At 61.8% G+C, this 14941-nt stretch carries 15 protein-coding genes; 2 read left to right on the top strand and 13 right to left on the bottom strand.

What is annotated here, in order from left to right:
• Positions 1–57 precede the first annotated feature (57 nt).
• From PPN31114_RS02640 to PPN31114_RS02600, 9 genes are all read right to left on the bottom strand, one after another.
• Positions 58–594: a DUF1097 domain-containing protein gene (locus tag PPN31114_RS02640; RefSeq protein ID WP_150677935.1), complete on the bottom strand. Its 537-nt coding sequence runs from the start codon at positions 592–594 to the stop codon at positions 58–60.
• 28 nt (positions 595–622) lie between these two features.
• Positions 623–1894 (bottom strand): amidohydrolase family protein, encoded by a 1272-nt coding sequence (locus tag PPN31114_RS02635; protein WP_150677934.1) that lies wholly within the window; start codon positions 1892–1894, stop codon positions 623–625.
• A 339-nt stretch (positions 1895–2233) separates the two neighbouring features.
• A complete protein-coding gene (locus PPN31114_RS02630) occupies positions 2234–2881 on the bottom strand; it encodes a response regulator (protein WP_150679111.1) in 648 nt (215 codons plus the stop codon).
• Complete coding sequence (locus PPN31114_RS02625; protein WP_150677933.1) at positions 2878–3948, bottom strand: PAS domain-containing sensor histidine kinase; 1071 nt, start codon at positions 3946–3948, stop codon at positions 2878–2880. The genes PPN31114_RS02630 and PPN31114_RS02625 overlap by 4 nt, the downstream gene beginning before the upstream one ends.
• 184 nt (positions 3949–4132) lie before the next feature.
• A complete protein-coding gene (locus tag PPN31114_RS02620) occupies positions 4133–4867 on the bottom strand; it encodes an aspartate/glutamate racemase family protein (RefSeq protein WP_150677932.1) in 735 nt (244 codons plus the stop codon).
• Positions 4868–4888: 21 nt separating this feature from the next.
• Positions 4889–6424 carry an NCS1 family nucleobase:cation symporter-1 gene (locus PPN31114_RS02615; protein ID WP_150677931.1) on the bottom strand — a complete coding sequence of 512 codons (1536 nt, stop codon included), beginning with the start codon at positions 6422–6424 and terminating at the stop codon, positions 4889–4891.
• A gap of 186 nt (positions 6425–6610) precedes the next feature.
• Positions 6611–8236, bottom strand: coding sequence for an AAA family ATPase (locus tag PPN31114_RS02610; RefSeq protein WP_150677930.1), 1626 nt, complete (start codon positions 8234–8236; stop codon positions 6611–6613).
• Positions 8237–8296: 60 nt separating this feature from the next.
• Entirely contained in the window at positions 8297–9001 is a 705-nt protein-coding gene (locus tag PPN31114_RS02605; RefSeq protein WP_150677929.1) for an alpha/beta hydrolase, read from the bottom strand.
• A gap of 84 nt (positions 9002–9085) precedes the next feature.
• Positions 9086–9985: a LysR family transcriptional regulator gene (locus PPN31114_RS02600; RefSeq protein ID WP_150677928.1), complete on the bottom strand. Its 900-nt coding sequence runs from the start codon at positions 9983–9985 to the stop codon at positions 9086–9088.
• Positions 9986–10081: 96 nt separating this feature from the next.
• Here PPN31114_RS02600 and PPN31114_RS02595 point away from each other — a divergent pair, with 96 nt between their 5' ends.
• Positions 10082–11104: an NAD(P)H-binding protein gene (locus tag PPN31114_RS02595; protein WP_150677927.1), complete on the top strand. Its 1023-nt coding sequence runs from the start codon at positions 10082–10084 to the stop codon at positions 11102–11104.
• Here the strand turns inward: PPN31114_RS02595 and PPN31114_RS02590 are convergent.
• Positions 11031–11456 (bottom strand): (R)-mandelonitrile lyase, encoded by a 426-nt coding sequence (locus tag PPN31114_RS02590; protein ID WP_150677926.1) that lies wholly within the window; start codon positions 11454–11456, stop codon positions 11031–11033. The two genes, PPN31114_RS02595 and PPN31114_RS02590, sit on opposite strands and share 74 nt — an antisense overlap.
• 141 nt (positions 11457–11597) lie before the next feature.
• Between PPN31114_RS02590 and PPN31114_RS02585 the strand changes: the two genes are divergently transcribed.
• On the top strand, positions 11598–12491 hold the full coding sequence (locus PPN31114_RS02585) for a LysR family transcriptional regulator (RefSeq protein WP_150677925.1): 894 nt from the start codon (positions 11598–11600) through the stop codon (positions 12489–12491).
• On the opposite strand, the gene PPN31114_RS02580 is transcribed toward PPN31114_RS02585, so the two are convergent.
• The 3 genes from PPN31114_RS02580 to PPN31114_RS02570 form a co-directional block, all read right to left on the bottom strand.
• A complete protein-coding gene (locus PPN31114_RS02580) occupies positions 12488–13012 on the bottom strand; it encodes an NMCC_0638 family (lipo)protein (RefSeq protein WP_425325283.1) in 525 nt (174 codons plus the stop codon). The genes PPN31114_RS02585 and PPN31114_RS02580 overlap by 4 nt on opposite strands.
• Positions 13013–13221: 209 nt before the next feature.
• Positions 13222–14097, bottom strand: a complete 876-nt coding sequence (locus tag PPN31114_RS02575) for an IclR family transcriptional regulator (protein WP_150677923.1) — start codon at positions 14095–14097, stop codon at positions 13222–13224.
• A 30-nt stretch (positions 14098–14127) separates the two neighbouring features.
• Positions 14128–14805: a cupin domain-containing protein gene (locus PPN31114_RS02570; protein WP_150677922.1), complete on the bottom strand. Its 678-nt coding sequence runs from the start codon at positions 14803–14805 to the stop codon at positions 14128–14130.
• Positions 14806–14941 lie beyond the last annotated feature (136 nt).

Here is a 14941-nt window from a genome sequence, read left to right as displayed (position 1 = left end):
CCCGACACTGGCAAGCGCCCCGCTGCTCTATGCGATGTCATGCCCTGCAAAATCGGCTTAGACTTCGGCCTTCCAGCCCTTCCAGTTGCGGTGATGCGTGACTTCCGGGGCCGAATAGCGCTCCTTCACCCATGCGTAGACCGGGCCAAGAGCGTTCATCGCCACAGCCGCTCCCAGCGCCGCCATCGGGTCTTGCGGCACGGGGCCGAAGCCGCCAAAGAGCGTGGCGAAATACGTGGCAAAGCCGAAGAACATGCCCGGAATAAAGTTCAGGCCGGGGAACACGCGAGCGAGCGCCATCATCGTGCCGTTGCCGGTAAAGAGAATGACCATCTCGGCGAGCACGAGCGTGTTACCGGTGAATTGCGTCGAGGCTTGTTTGAACCCCAGCACGATCAGGAACGCGAAGAACGAGCCGACGGGCAGCGTCGCCCAGATGCGTTTGAGGTTGACGAAGGTCGGCCCGCCCATGGCAAACGTGGCGGCCCAACTGATGAAGATCGCCCACGGCGGCAAGTGCAGCGGCAGCATGGCAATCGGGATGGTCGTGACAGCAAGTAACGAGGCAACAACTTCCGCAGGCAGCTTCTTCATGATTGTCTCCTTGAGTTTTATTGGAACTTCATTGCGCACAACAACATGAATGCCGATGGATTTCGCAGTGATGCTGCGTCACCACCGTAATGCGCCCGCGCTTGATCACCCACGCACGGGGCGGGATGTCGAGTAGCGCATCGGCAACTTTGAAGGTGTCGAGAATGACGAGGTCGGCCTGCTTACCCACGGCAATGCCGTAGTCGTGCGAGAGCCCGATGGCACGCGCGGCGTTATGCGTGCCCATGTCGAGAATGGCCTGCTGATGCTCCGGCACCCCGAACTGTGCAACGTGCGCGAGCAGGTTGCCGATGAGCAGCATGTCGGCCTTGCCGAACGGCGTGAATGCGTTGCGCACGTTGTTCGACGAATAGGCCACGTTCACGCCCGCGCTGTGCAGCGCTTTGACCGGCGTGAGGCCCCGGCGCTGGTTCTGCTGATCCTTGCGCCCGCCGAGATAGAGATCGGTCGCGGGCAGCGTCACGATGCTGATACCGGCCAGCCGGATCTGTTCGATGACGGGGGCGAGTGTGTCGGCATCGAGCGCGCCGAGGCTCGTCACGTGCCCCAGCGAAACGCGGCCTTGGTAGCCGGTTTCAATCGTCTTCTGCGCGATGTATGAGATCGCGGCAAAACGCTGGTCGGCCGTGTCGTCCGCAAAGTCGGCATGCATGTCGACCGGCGCGTCGAAACGCTGCGCCAGCTCGAACACGATGTCGATATGGCGCTTGGTGTCGTCCCAGTTCAACTCGTTGTACGGGCACCCGCCGACCACGTCCGCGCCCATGCGCAGCGCGTCGATCATCAACTCGTACGTGCCCTTGGACTTGAGAATGCCTTCTTGCGGAAACGCGACGATCTGCAAGTCGAGCAGGCTGTTGTATTCGTCTTTGAGCGCGAGCAGCGTCTCCACGCCGATCAGGCCCTGAATCAGATCGACGTCCGGGTGCGCACGCACGGCCACTGTGCCGTGCTTCACCGCCATGTCGAGCACCTGACGCGAGCGGTCGAGCACGTCTTCGCGCTCCTGCTTGCTCTTGAGAATGCCGGTGACGCGAATGGCCTCGTCTAAGGTGCCGAAGCGCGCAGGCAACCGGCGATGCAGCAGCGCTTTGTCCAGATGCAAGTGCGCTTCGATGAGACCGGGAATCGCGGCGCGCCCTTGCGCGTCGATGATCTCGTCGGCCGAAGCGTCGATGCCCGGCTCCAGCGCCACGATGCGCCCGCCTTTGATGGCGATATCCACGAGCGGCGCTTCATCGCGCACGCACACGTTGTTAATCAGCAAGTCCACATGCATGGTGCCGTCTCCTAGGGTCTCGAATGATGTCGATGTTGTTGTGTTGAAGTGCGTTGTATTGCGTTTGGCTACGATGGCGGCCGGGGTGGCATTCGGCATTGCCCCGTAAGTCGGACTGAGTGGGGCTGAAATTCAGGTTATGGGAGTGCCTGCGACCGGGGCATCGGGATTTGCTGGTTTTCGTCTAAGAATTTCCCTAGACGCGGTGCAGCAATCGCCAACACAAGGGAATGCGTGCGGGAAAACACGGACGTGCAGACGTGAAGCCGCCCCCGAGGGCGCTCGGCGTGCGGCTTCAGCGTTTGGAGAATCGGTGACAAGCGCGCTAGCGCGGCGCGCTTAAGCGTCGGTACCGGCGACGATCAGCCCGTGCTCGATGGCGTAGTGCACGAGACCGGCGGTGGATGCGATGTCCATCTTGGTCAGGATATTGGCCTTGTGAGTGCTGACCGTCTTGCTCGAGAGCGACAGGCAACGCGCGATGTCGTTGATGCCGCTGCCCTCGACGAGCATCTGGAAGATCTGGAACTCTCGCGCCGTGAGCCGCGTGTGCGGCAGCACTTCGGCGGGCTGCTGCAACTGACGCACGAGTTTGTCGGCGACCAATGGCGACACCACCGTGCCGCCGCGCGCCACTCGCCGGATCGCCCCGACCAACTGCTCCGACTCGGCGTTCTTCGTCAGATACCCCGCCGCGCCTGCGCGAATGGCCTGCACAGCGTATTGCGATTCGCGGTACATGCTGAGCACGAGAATCGGCAATGCCGGGTAAGTGGCCTTGATTTGCTGGATTAGCGCAATGCCGCTCTTGCCGGGCATAGACATATCGAGCAGCAGCACGTCGACCGTAGTCAGCCGCAAACGATTGAGCACGTCGGTACCATCGACGGCCTCGGAAACCACGCACATGTCGGGCGAGGTCGAGATGATCTTCTTCAGGCCGTCGCGAATGATCGCGTGATCGTCGGCAATCATGATGCGCATTATTGCGGCGCTCCGTCTGCGCCCGCCGGATGCTGCGGGATGCGCGCCATCACGCGCGTGCCCTGCCCCGGCTGACTCTCGATTTCGAACGCGCCGCCGAGCATCAACGCGCGCTCGCGCATGCCCATCAGGCCCAAGCGCTGGCCGTGCCCTGCGCGCGACGTGTCCATGCCACGGCCATCGTCGGCAATAGTGACGTGGCAGTACCCGTCGCGCAGGTCCAGCGAGACCGTCACCTGCGTCGCCTGTCCGTGGCGGCTCGCATTGGTGAGCGACTCCTGCACGATACGGAAGATGGCCGTGCTGCACTCGCTGTCGAGACCGACGGTGACGTCTTCGGCCATATGCAACGCGCACGGCAAACCATGCCGTTGGGTGAAGGATTCGGTGAGCCATTCCAGCGCAGCATGCAGGCCGAGCTCATCGAGCACTGCCGGGCGTAGATCGGCGGCGATGCGGTGTACCGCGTCGATTGTCGCGTCGACCAGCTCCTTGAGCATCTGCACGTGCGCCGGTTGATCGGGCGGCACGGTGCCCGGCTGGGCTTCGAGGTAATTCAGACCCAGGCGTAAGCCACCGAGCCATTGTCCGAGTTCATCGTGAAGTTCGCGCGATAGCCGGGTGCGTTCGGCTTCACGCACCGATTGCAGATAAGCGGAGAGCTGCCGCAGTTGCGCGCGAGAGTCGAGCAGCGCCATTTCGGAGCGCTTGCGATCGGTGATGTCGCGTGAGATGCCCACGGTGCCGACGATGCGGCCGTTGGCGTCGCGCACGGGCATTTTGACGGTATCGAACCAGCGCGGCGCGCCATCGGCACCAGGGCGGCTTTCTTCGTAGCGCCGACGCTTGCCGCTCACGACCACGGCACGGTCGGTGGACAGATAGACGCGGCCCCAGTCGGAAGACCAGACCTTGTCGGGGGTATTGCCGATGATTTCCTTCTCGGATCGGCCGCAGGCGGCCATGAAGGCGTCATTCACGAGGATGTAGCGCGACTCGGTGTCTTTGAGCCACGCCTGATCGGGAATGTTGTTCAGAATGGCCCGGTGCAGTTCGCCATGCGTTTCCACTGCGTCTCCACTCCGTCTTCTCACTGCGCCGCCCTCATGGCGGCGCCGGTCTGGCTTCAATATATCCAGACCGGCGGCGGCGCGCGCCTCTAGTTTTCCCGCATATCGGGTTGTTGCGGCGCTTCATGATTTCTCGTTATGGGCCGCAACGGAGGATGGAACAGGCGCGTTTTAGGTCTCGCGATCAAGCGCAGCGCAGCAGTGCTTCGGGCCAGCCGACGATTTGCTTACGTCGCGGCGTCGCGTACGTGCGCACCTTCGACGTACGCAGTCCCAGCCGAACCAGCGATTCGGCCAGTGCAACGGCTGCTGAGACGCCATCGACGACCGGCACGCCCGTGCGCTCTCGAATCTTGGCGTCGAGCCCGGCCATGCCGCCACAGCCCAGACAGATGACTTCGGCGTGATCGTCGCGCACTGCCCGTTCCGCCTGCTGCACCACGGCTTCCACGGCACGCACCGGGTCACGCTCCAGTTCCAGCACCGGCATGCCGCTTGCCCGCACCGAAGCGCACCGCGCGTCGAGTCCGGCGAGTTTCAAACGGTCTTCGATCAGCGGCACGGTGCGGTCGAGCGTGGTCACGACCGAGTAGCGGTGCCCGAGCAGCATGGCGACGCTCGCGGCGGCTTCGGTGATATCGACTACGGGCACGTTCAGCAGCTCTTGCAAGCCTTCACGGCCATGCTCGCCGTAGCCCGCTTGAATGACGGCGTCGTAGGGCTGATCGTAGCTAAGCACGCGCTGCATGACGGCGATGGCGGCGAGATAGCTCTCGAAATTGCCCTCGACCGATTCCGCGCCGAAGTGTGGCGTCAGGCCGACGATTTCTGTCCCGGGCGACGCTGCCGTGCGTGCATGCTGGGCAATGGCGTCGGTGATGGCGGTCGTCGTATTGACGTTCACGACCAGTATTTTCATGAAGCACTCCTTGGGGGTAATTCAGTGCGCGGCGCTGTCGACGGCGAAGTGTTCGCCCGAGCAGTCTTCGAACGGCTGGCGCCGGTCAGAGATCGCGTAATACACGCCACCGGCAATCGCCGCACCGAGCAGCCACGAGAACGGCGTGAGTGCGCTGAACGCGGGCACGAGCGCCACGGTCACGGCGGTGATCGCCGACGGCACGAGCGCGATGATCGCTTTCGGATTCACGCCGCGGGCGTAGTGATAGGTGCCGTCGCGCGCTTCCGTGTAGAGATGCGGCACGTGCACACAGGTCTTGCGAAGCAGCCAATAGTCGACGGTGATGATGCCGTAAAGCGGCCCGAGCAACGCGCCGAGCCCGGACAGGAAGTACACGATCACGATGGGGCTGTTATAGAGATTCCATGGCAGGATCAGCACGGCAATCGTGGCGCTGATGAGGCCCGCACGGCGGAAAGTCAGACGATGCGGCGCGAGACTCGTCAGTACGAACGCAGGCGCGACGAAGTTCGCCATGATGTTCACGGCCACCGTCACGACGAGGAACGCCAGACAGCCGAGGACGAGAAATGTCTTGTCGGGAATGGTCGCGATGATTTCCGTCGGGCTATGGATGATCTGGCCGTTCAGGCTGAATTGCGCACCGGCCAGCACGAAGCTGATGACGGCGAAGATCAGAATGTTGACCGGCAGGCCCCAGAAATTGCCCGTGCGAATGACCTTCCGGCTGGGCGACGCCCGTGTGAAATCGCAGAAATTGAGCACCAGCGTGCCGTAGATCGCCAGCCACAACGCCCCGCCCGCAAAGACCTTCGTCCACATCTTTACGCCGGTCAGCGGCTCACCGATAGACATGGCGATGTGGCCGCCCGCACGGTGGTACATCCATACGGCTAGCGACGTGACGGTAACCAGAATGATCGGCCCGGCGAAGGCTTCGTACTTGCGCACCATCTCCATGCCGTACGCCAGGATGGCGATCTGCACGAGCCAGATGGCAACGAAGCTTGCCCAGCCGAGCGTCGACAGGCCAAGGATGGCGTTGTGATCGAAGGCGTCGAGCGCGGGCCAGACAGCGACGAGCAGTACACGCAATACGACCGAGGCGAGATAGGTCTGAATGCCGAACCACGCAATCGCAATGACGGCACGGATGATTGCAGGCAATTGCGCGCCGTACACCCCAAAGCTCATGCGGCTGATGACGGGAAACGGCACACCGGTCTTGTGGCCCATGTACCCCGTGAGATTCATGAAGAAATACACGAGCGCCGCGCCAATCGCTAGCGACGCCAGCATCTGCCAGCCCGACAAACCCAATGCGAACAGGCCGATGGCAAAGGAATAGTTGGCGATGTTGTGCACATCGTTGGTCCAGAGCGCGAAGATGCTATACCGCCCCCAGCGCCGCCCTTCCGACTTCGTCGGCGCCAGATCGGTGTTGTGCAACTTCGGGCTCAGCCCGTGAGAGTTTGGGGAATGGGGGGCATGAGCGTGCGCTTGCCCGGTCGAGGGCATCGCGCCCAAGACGTCGTTCGAAACATCCAATTGCATCCGCATCGTCTCCTTGAATGAAGCAGGGTCGGCGGACCGCTTATCGGCGCAGTCTTTCTGCCTCCCCTGCTGAATGCGTGTTGGCGATTTGGAGTATGGGCAGGACGTTTCGAATTGGGAAATTAAATGTTTGGTTGGGTGGTATTTGGAAATTGGATGGCTGCGCGCTTAGCCCTCTTAGCCCCCTTAGCCCGGATAGCCCCGGAACAATCCGCACAGACGGAATACATCCTCCGTGTACGGCAGCCCCCTGACCTTGCAGTAGCGGCTTGCGAGCTTCATCAATTCCTTGATGTCGCGCCCGCTTGCGTCGGGGTAGCGGCTGGCCAATGTTTCGATCAATCCGTCATCGAGATACGCGCCGACCTGCTCGGCCTGCATGCGCCACAAGCGGCGGGCATCGGCGGGCGACGGGGTTTCGTAATGAATCGTTGCGATGCAGCGCGAGAGAATCGCGTCGTCCACGTCGCCAATACGGTTCGTCGTCATGAACAGCAAGCCGTGGAAATACTCCAGCGAGCGTAGAAACTCCGCGACGATGGCATTGTGTTCGAGATCGTTGTCGCGACGGCGAATGTAGACGTCGGCTTCGTCGAGCAGCAAGATCGCATTCCAGCGCATCGCGCGACGCAGAATGCTCATGAGCGTTGCACCCACCGATGCGGCGGTCGTGCCGAGTTGCCCCGAATGCACGCGATACAGCGGCTTGCCGACGACTTCCGAATAAATCTCGGCGGTAAGCGTTTTACCCAGCCCCGGTGCGCCCTGACAGAGGATGGTCGCGCCGCCCGATTTGCCCGGTACGAAGTCGGGCATCATCGAGTCCATGTTCGAGGTCAGGATGTCGATCAGATCGTGATGATGAGCTGGCAATACCAGCTTGTCGCGCAGCGCCGGTTGGTACGCGTACTCGCTGATGTTCTGCACGTGCACCCACAAGTTGCGATGCCAATCCAGATGAAACACATGCACATAACAGTGCAGCGGAATGGTCTCGAAGGCGGCCCCAATCTCGGCATTGCGCCAGAAATCGGCATCGCAGGCCATTTCGAAATTGCGCTCCAGACGCTCTTCGTCGTTCACGCATTTGGCGGTCGTGCCGTCGACCACGCGCACGAGTTCGGTCGCCCCCTTCGGATCGACCGAGAATGCCGCGCGACGCATCACGAACTGCGCGCCGAACGCACGTTGCACCTTGAGAAAGCGCTGCGCGTGCTGCTCGTATTCGTGTTTGAACTCTGCGCATTCCTTGTAAAAACCGAACTCCGCGAGCAACTCAGGAATCGTGCGATTGGCGATGTCGTCGCGCGTAAATACCAGCGACGTCGTCATGCCTGAGCGGCGCGGCCGATGCTCCGACGCACTCAAATTGGCCGACTGCATCGTGTTGGCCAGCATGTCCATCACGACATACGGCGAGCCCTGCTCCGGCTCGACATAGCGCAAGCGACGCACGAGCCACGGCAGCAGTGCACCGTCCCGATGTCGCTGGTACAGCCAGCCGTCGATGACGTCGCGGGCGAGATACGCGACGAGCCCCGGCACGAGTTTGTCCAGACTCGGAATGACGCGCGCCTGCGGCGCGTTGTAGACGTTGTCGAGCGCGAGCATCTGGAACATCAAGGCACGCTCGTTCTGCGATTTGCACAGCACGTAGAGCGTGTTGAGCGACTTCGCATCGAACCATTCGCTCGACACGAGCATATTGCCGCGGCACACGCCATACGCCGTCATCTGTTTGCCGAGCGGCGAGTCGGTGCCGATCAGTTGCAGCAACGGATGAATCAGCGACTCAGGAATTTCGAAATCCATGGATGGCACTCCCCGTGATACGTAACGCCAGCGCACGCATGGCCTCGCGGCCGCGTACGTTCAGGCAAGGAAGAAGTCGATGGCGCGCGCCACCACACTCGGCTCGATGATGTGTAAGCCGTCGAACTCCACATACTCGACGTCATAGCCCACTGCCTTGAGCTTGTTGGCGTTGTTACGCCCGCTCGTGGCAATCGGCAATTGTTCGTCGATCAGCCCGTGGGCAATGAAGACGCGCGGCTGCCCTTCCTGCACGAAGATCGACATGAAGCCGCCGGAAAACGCGATGACATGACTGGCGATATCGCCATTGGTCACGCCGATGGATAGCGCATAACTGGCACCGTCGGAAAACCCGGCAAACGCGACGCGCGCCGTATCGATGTCATAGCGCGATGCGACGATGCCCAGCGCCTGTTGTAAGCGATCGAGATCGGGGCCGTTGCCGCCGATCACGATGTCCCACGTCGGAAACGTCGAGTGCGGCGCAAGCACGAGAAACCCATGCTTGTCGGCATGCGACTCGATGAACGGCAGCACCTTCTCGGGAAACCCGCCCGCGCCGTGGAACATCACGAACAGCGGCACCGGCTTATCCGCCGGCAAATTGGGCGGCACATACAGCACCGCGTCGCGCGTGTCGCTCAACCCGAGGGGGTGACGGCCAGCAGCGAGCGGCGGTTGTTGCGATTCAAGGGGTAACAAAGAACGCCCGGGCGTGAATACCCCGGGCGACATCCGACCGAACAATGCGGGATCGAACATGGCGCAGTGAGTGTCTCGTGATCGTTAAAATTATTGATATATTGTATATCACTAAATTTAACGGCTGACACGCGATATTTGGGCTCAAACGGCCATGTAGGCAGACAATCCGGCCACGAGTGCGTCGAACGTGGCCTTGCAACGCGGGCTCTGGCGCAGGTCTTCGTGCATGGTCACCCACGTGACGAGTTTGAAACGGAAGGCGTTGGTCAGTACGCGCACGAGTCGCGGGTCGCGGCGAGCGATCGGCACCTGACAGCCCCCGATGCCGTACCCTGCTCGGATCATCGCGAGTTGGGCCAGATCATTGTCGGCCCGAAACGCGAAGCTATCGCGCGACCATTCGGGCACGCCTGCCGTCGCTGCCCGGATGAACGGCGTGACGCTGTCGAAGCCAATCAGCGCGTGGTTGGCCAGATCGGCCAGCGTGGTCGGTGCGCCGTAACGGGCCAGATAGTCGTCGCGCGCATGCAGACCGATATCGACACTGCCGACGCGGCGTGCGATCAGCGCATCTTGCTGTGGGGGTGCCATGCGCACGGCAATGTCTACCTCGCGGTGCAGCAGATCCTGTATCCGGTTGGTCGGCACCAGTTCGACCGAGAGCAGCGGATGGGCGCGGCGCAGCGCGGTCAATATCGGCGGCAGCACTTCCACACCGACGACTTCACTGGCGGAAATTCGCACGACACCCACGACACCATTCGCGCCGTCGTCTCGGCTGGCCGCCGCCCGCTCGAAGGCCGATGCCGTGTGCTGCATGGCCTGCGCGTGTGGGCGCAGCGACTCGGCCGCGTCGGTCGGCATCAGCCCGGTTTGCGAGCGGGTGAACAACGTTTGGCCCAGCGCCTCCTCCAGCGCCGCAATGTGGCGGCCCGCAGTGGGTTGCGTGATGCCGAGCGCCCGGGCGGCGCCTGAGAGCGACCCTTCGGTCAACACCGCAAGGAAGGTTCGGCAGAGATCCCAACTGAGATTTGAAGTCATACAAAAATGTATAGCCGATGGAAGATTTTAGGCAATTTTATTTGAAGTCGGTCGCGCGGAGAATGCCCCCATCGACAACGTGTTGGGAGCTTCAAGATGAACCGCGAAAACGTATCACGCGCACTGGTGTTGGGCGCCACGGGTGGGATCGGCAGTGAAGTCGCCCTGCAATTGCTGGCCGCGGGCTGGCGCGTGCGGGCCATGCGACGGGGTGGCGCACCGCGTACCGATGCGCCGAACATCGGCATCGAGTGGACGGATGGCGACGCGATGAATGCGAGCGACGTGCTCGCCGCGGCAGAGAATTGCGACGTGATCGTGCATGCCGTCAATCCGCCGGGGTACCGCAATTGGCCGAAGGTGGTACTGCCGATGCTCGACAACACCATTGCAGCCGCTAAGGCGCACGGTGCGACGATTGTGCTGCCCGGCACGGTGTACAACTTCGGGCCGGACGCGTTCCCGGTGTTGCACGAAGATGCCGAGCAACGCCCAGTCACGCGCAAAGGCAAGATTCGTGTGGAAATGGAATCGCGTCTGCGTGCCGCCAGTGCGCAAGGCGTGCAGACGATCATCGTTCGCGCTGGCGACTTCTTCGGGCCGCAAGCGGGCAACAGTTGGTTCGGTCAGGGGCTGGTGAAGCCCGGACAAACGGCACGTGTGGTGCAGGTGCCAAATGCGCCCGGCGTTGGGCATCAGTGGTCGTATCTTCCCGACGTAGCGCGCACGATGGTGGCGCTCGTCGAGCGACGCGACACGTTACCGCCGTTCTCTAACTTTCATATGGCGGGGCATTGGGACAACGATGGCACGCAAATGGCAGGCGCGATCACGCGTGTGATGCAACGCCAAGGCGTCGCCGTCAAAGCACGGCGCTTCCCGTGGTGGGTGGTGTGGGCCGCAGCGCCTTTCGTCACGACGCTGCGCGAGTTGCTGGAAATGCGCTATCTCTGGTCGCGCCCCGTACGCATGGACAACGCGCGGCTCCTCGACGTGCTTGGGCGCGAGCCGCATACGCCGCTCGACGAAGCCGTGCATGCGACGCTCAAAGGGTTGGGGTGTTTGGCGCAGAAGGCCCCGCCAGATATTGCGCATCCGTCACGTGCTCCAGCCAAATGACGTTCTTGCCGTCGAGGGCTTCTTGTACGGCGATATGCGTCATCGAAGTCGTCGGTGTCGCGCCGTGCCAATGCTTGTGACCCGGCGGGCACCAAATCACATCCCCTGCACGAATCTCGACAATGGCTTCCCCTTCGCACTGGGTCCAGCCGCAACCGGCTGTGACGATAAGCGTCTGGCCGAGCGGATGCGTGTGCCATGCCGAGCGCGCACCGGGCTCGAACGTGACGCTGGCGCACGATACGCGCGCGGGCGGCGGCGGATTGCTCAACGGATCGATACGGACGGTGCCGGTAAAAAACTCGGCCGGGCCTTTGACGGAAGGCTGTGATCCAGCGCGCTTCAGTTCCATAACTCACTCCTCGCTCATGTCGGATTCACGCTAGGCCGCCCCGCTCGGGCTGGCCACTTTGCGCATGCTCACAATGTATAAGCGCATCGATTGTTTGATAAGACGGTAATATCTGCACACGATGGTGCAAATAGCTCACCAATGCAACGAGAGAATCTGAACGATTTACAGGCCTTCGTGCTAGTCGCGCGAGAACGCAGTTTCACGCGCGCCGCCGCGCATCTGGGCGTTTCGCGCTCGGCCTTGAGTCATGCCATGTCGGCGCTGGAAGCGCGGCTGGGCGTGCGTTTGCTCACGCGCACCACGCGCAGTGTCTCGACGACTGACGCTGGCGAACGGTTGCTAGAGACGCTCGCACCGCGGCTGGACGAAATCGAGGCGGAGCTGGCGTCATTGATGTTGTTGCGGGACAAGCCTGCCGGCAGCGTACGCATCACCGCACACGACCACGCGGTAGTCACTGCCCTCTGGCCGCGATTGAAATCGTTGTTGCACGACTACCCCGACATCCGCGTGGAATTGAGTGTCGACTATGCGCTCACCGACATTGCCGCGCATCGTTTCGATGCGGGCGTGCGCGTCGGCGACCAAGTCGATAAAGACATGATTGCGGTGCGCATCGGCCCCGACTTTCAGATGGCCGTCGCCGCGTCGCCGGACTATTTGGCGGGCAGGAAAATACCGCTCACGCCGCGCGACCTGACGACCCATCGCTGCATTAATTTGAGACTGCCCACGCATGGCGGTCTCTACGCATGGGACTTCGAAAAGGGCGGCGAATCGATCAACGTTCGCGTCGACGGTCAAACCATCTTCAACAACACATTTCTAATGCTGCAAGCCGCGTTGGATGGCATGGGGTTGGCCTACGTGCCGTTCGATCTCATCGAGCCGCATATCCAAGCCGGTCGACTCGTGCCGGTGCTTCAGAAATGGTGGCCTACCCTGCCCGGCTATCACCTCTACTATGCGCACCGTCGCCAGCTTTCCCCTGCACTCTCGCTCGTGATCGACACGTTGCGCTTCGATCGCTAACGATCCGCCGCCGGGGCAAGCTTCAACCGCACTTGGACGGCCGCCGTGCTCGATTGACTGGCGATGATGCTCGCGAGCATCCCAACCTCCTGATCTTCGCGCCGCATCATGTACACGATCATGCGATACGTGCCGTCCTTGGTTTCGAGTGGATCGTCCTTGTAGCGTCTAACGACCAACCCCGGGCGCGCTACGCCCGAAATAATGCGGTTGAAGTGTTGAATCGAGGTCTCCGCGTCGGCTCGCCGTGCCCATATCTGGCACGAGTTGTCTTCGGTGCCGATGATGACGAATTCCCCCAGTGAACTCGTTGCGCCCCACACGCGGCCAGCTTTACCTGCCAGAAAACGCGGTGCGAACTCCGGACTAACCAGCAACAGGTGATGCTGCGCCGCAATACCGCGAAGCTGGTTATAGTCGCCGTTCGACTTAATGCAGAACTCCATGAATAGATTCGTCGCGGCATTGGACCGACTCACTTGGTCCGCTGCCGGGTCCGCAAACACATTCGTCGCCGCCATCAAAGCGACGGCCGTCAACATACAAGCCACCCGCGAGAAAACCATCGTCGCCCCCCTTTTTACTTCTAGTTGTTGAGCGCATCGTATTCGGTTCTCGTCGTTCTGTGACATCCATGCAGATGTTTAGTAGTCTCCTTCGCCTTATTTACCGACGCGTTCGCGCATCGACTGGCGCCATCGGCAAAACATTGCGCATGTCGGCGTTTCGCTCAGCCGCCGCGCTCGGCACCCAATAAGCGCGAGATGCGTTTGGCGGCATCGGTCAGTGCAGCAACCGTCTGCGGGTTCGGGTGTGCGGGCAGATAGTGAATCGAGCCGACAATGGCCAGCGTGCCGAACAACGAGCCGTCGTCTTGCATGATGGGCGCCGCCAACGCGTTCACCCCGAGAAACACCTCTTCCGGCGCATCGGCCCAACCACGCTCCCGCACCAAGGCCAACTCGTGCGAGAGCCGCATCGCATCGGTAATCGTGTGTGGTGTGCACGCATCGAGCGGCGCTGCCAGCGCTGCCTCACGCCGCGCCGGCGCGCCGAACGCCAGCGCAATCTTGCCCTGCGCTACCGTGTGCAATTTGAACTGCGTGCCCGGGTGCAACAAAATCTCTAACGGACTACGCCCGCGCATCACGTCGAGCACGACCACATCGGTTTCAGTGAACGAACTGATCACAATGGTCTGTCCGACGGCATCGCGCAGTTCTTCCATCACCGGACGGGCGAGCCCGATCACATCGAATTGCTTGACGAGCTTCTGCCCCAGCAGAAATAGACGCCAGCCGATGCGGTAACGGCTCGTACTTGGGTTCTGCACCACGTACCCTTCCTGACGCAGCGCCGTCAGGTGCCGGTGCACACGGGCTTTGGGTACGCCGAGTGCTGCGGCGAGATGTGTCACGCCGCACTCCGCATTGCGCTCAGCCAGCAACTCCAGAATGCGCAGCGAAATGACCGAAGTCGACGACGTGTTGGGTTCATCTGCGCCGCTCTCACCCGCCATCGCACCACCCTGCTCGAGGGCGCTTGCCGATGCCACGCGTTGCGGCGTCAAGATAACGTCTGCCGGAGTGTCCTTCGATCGTTTCACTGCATGTCCTTTGTCACTGTCGCCTAGCGGCTACTGCGCGTCGAGCGAGATGAAACGCTCGCCGAATACGTGGTAGCGCTGCGGCTTGTTCTTGTTCGCATCCTCAGCGTGCACGTAACGAATCGAACTCCGATTGCGACACGCACGCGGCAGGATGAAGCAACGGATAAACGTCGTGTCCCGTGCCTCGGTCGTCGGCGCCAGCACGGGCGCGTGCCCCAGTTCGAGCCACGCCTCGCCCGGCCCGTGAGTGTGCGATGCGCCGAGTGTCTCGATCGTGATCTCGCCTTCGAGCGTGCATCGCACGCCGGGCCCCTGATGCACGTGCGTATGCGCGACGCCGCCGGGGGGGAATTGTACCTTGTCGCAACGCATGAGCCAGTGTTGGCGCGGGTCCAATTCAATCGGTGCTGCGAGCTTCAGCGTCGACGACGCACCCGGTGCGCAAGCGATCTCGCCGGACGTGGGCGCGTCGCCCGACATCAGTTCCCAACGCCACAACGTCGCCCCTTCGCTACCCGCGACGAGGGCAACATTGTCCTCGCCCAGCCACGCAGTTTGTGCGACGTGATGCTGCGCCCCAGTATCGAATTCGATCGCCACATCGCCACGCACCACATAGATCGCCCGGCGCGCCGACGGCAAATAAACCGGTGCGTGGTTGGGGGCGATGACATCTTCATACAAACGCAATTGAAACGGCTTCACTTCTCAATCTCCTAAAACCCGCCCGCAGGACGACATGCCTGCGCGGCATCAAAGGCTTCCGAATCTCGACGGACCGATGTGTCGAGACAATCTCGACACAGAGTATCGATCATCGATACGCAAAGCACTATTTATG

The organism is Pandoraea pneumonica (assembly GCF_902459645.1).
Taxonomy (GTDB): Bacteria; Pseudomonadota; Gammaproteobacteria; order Burkholderiales; family Burkholderiaceae; genus Pandoraea; species Pandoraea pneumonica.
The sequence above is the reverse complement of the archived record's forward strand: the minus strand, read 5'-3'. Positions and strand labels throughout refer to the sequence as shown.

What these genes read in the sequence shown, in the direction of transcription:
- PPN31114_RS02615 (WP_150677931.1), bottom strand. Translation starts at nt 6,424, where the DNA reads ATGCAATTGGATGTTTCGAACGACGTCTTGGGCGCGATGCCCTCGACC.
- PPN31114_RS02600 (WP_150677928.1), bottom strand. Translation starts at nt 9,985, where the DNA reads ATGACTTCAAATCTCAGTTGGGATCTCTGCCGAACCTTCCTTGCGGTG.
- PPN31114_RS02605 (WP_150677929.1), bottom strand. Translation starts at nt 9,001, where the DNA reads ATGTTCGATCCCGCATTGTTCGGTCGGATGTCGCCCGGGGTATTCACG.
- PPN31114_RS02610 (WP_150677930.1), bottom strand. Translation starts at nt 8,236, where the DNA reads ATGGATTTCGAAATTCCTGAGTCGCTGATTCATCCGTTGCTGCAACTG.
- PPN31114_RS02595 (WP_150677927.1), top strand. Translation starts at nt 10,082, where the DNA reads ATGAACCGCGAAAACGTATCACGCGCACTGGTGTTGGGCGCCACGGGT.
- PPN31114_RS02635 (WP_150677934.1), bottom strand. Translation starts at nt 1,894, where the DNA reads ATGCATGTGGACTTGCTGATTAACAACGTGTGCGTGCGCGATGAAGCG.
- PPN31114_RS02580 (WP_425325283.1), bottom strand. Translation starts at nt 13,012, where the DNA reads ATGGCGGCGACGAATGTGTTTGCGGACCCGGCAGCGGACCAAGTGAGT.
- PPN31114_RS02585 (WP_150677925.1), top strand. Translation starts at nt 11,598, where the DNA reads ATGCAACGAGAGAATCTGAACGATTTACAGGCCTTCGTGCTAGTCGCG.
- PPN31114_RS02620 (WP_150677932.1), bottom strand. Translation starts at nt 4,867, where the DNA reads ATGAAAATACTGGTCGTGAACGTCAATACGACGACCGCCATCACCGAC.
- PPN31114_RS02640 (WP_150677935.1), bottom strand. Translation starts at nt 594, where the DNA reads ATGAAGAAGCTGCCTGCGGAAGTTGTTGCCTCGTTACTTGCTGTCACG.
- PPN31114_RS02590 (WP_150677926.1), bottom strand. Translation starts at nt 11,456, where the DNA reads ATGGAACTGAAGCGCGCTGGATCACAGCCTTCCGTCAAAGGCCCGGCC.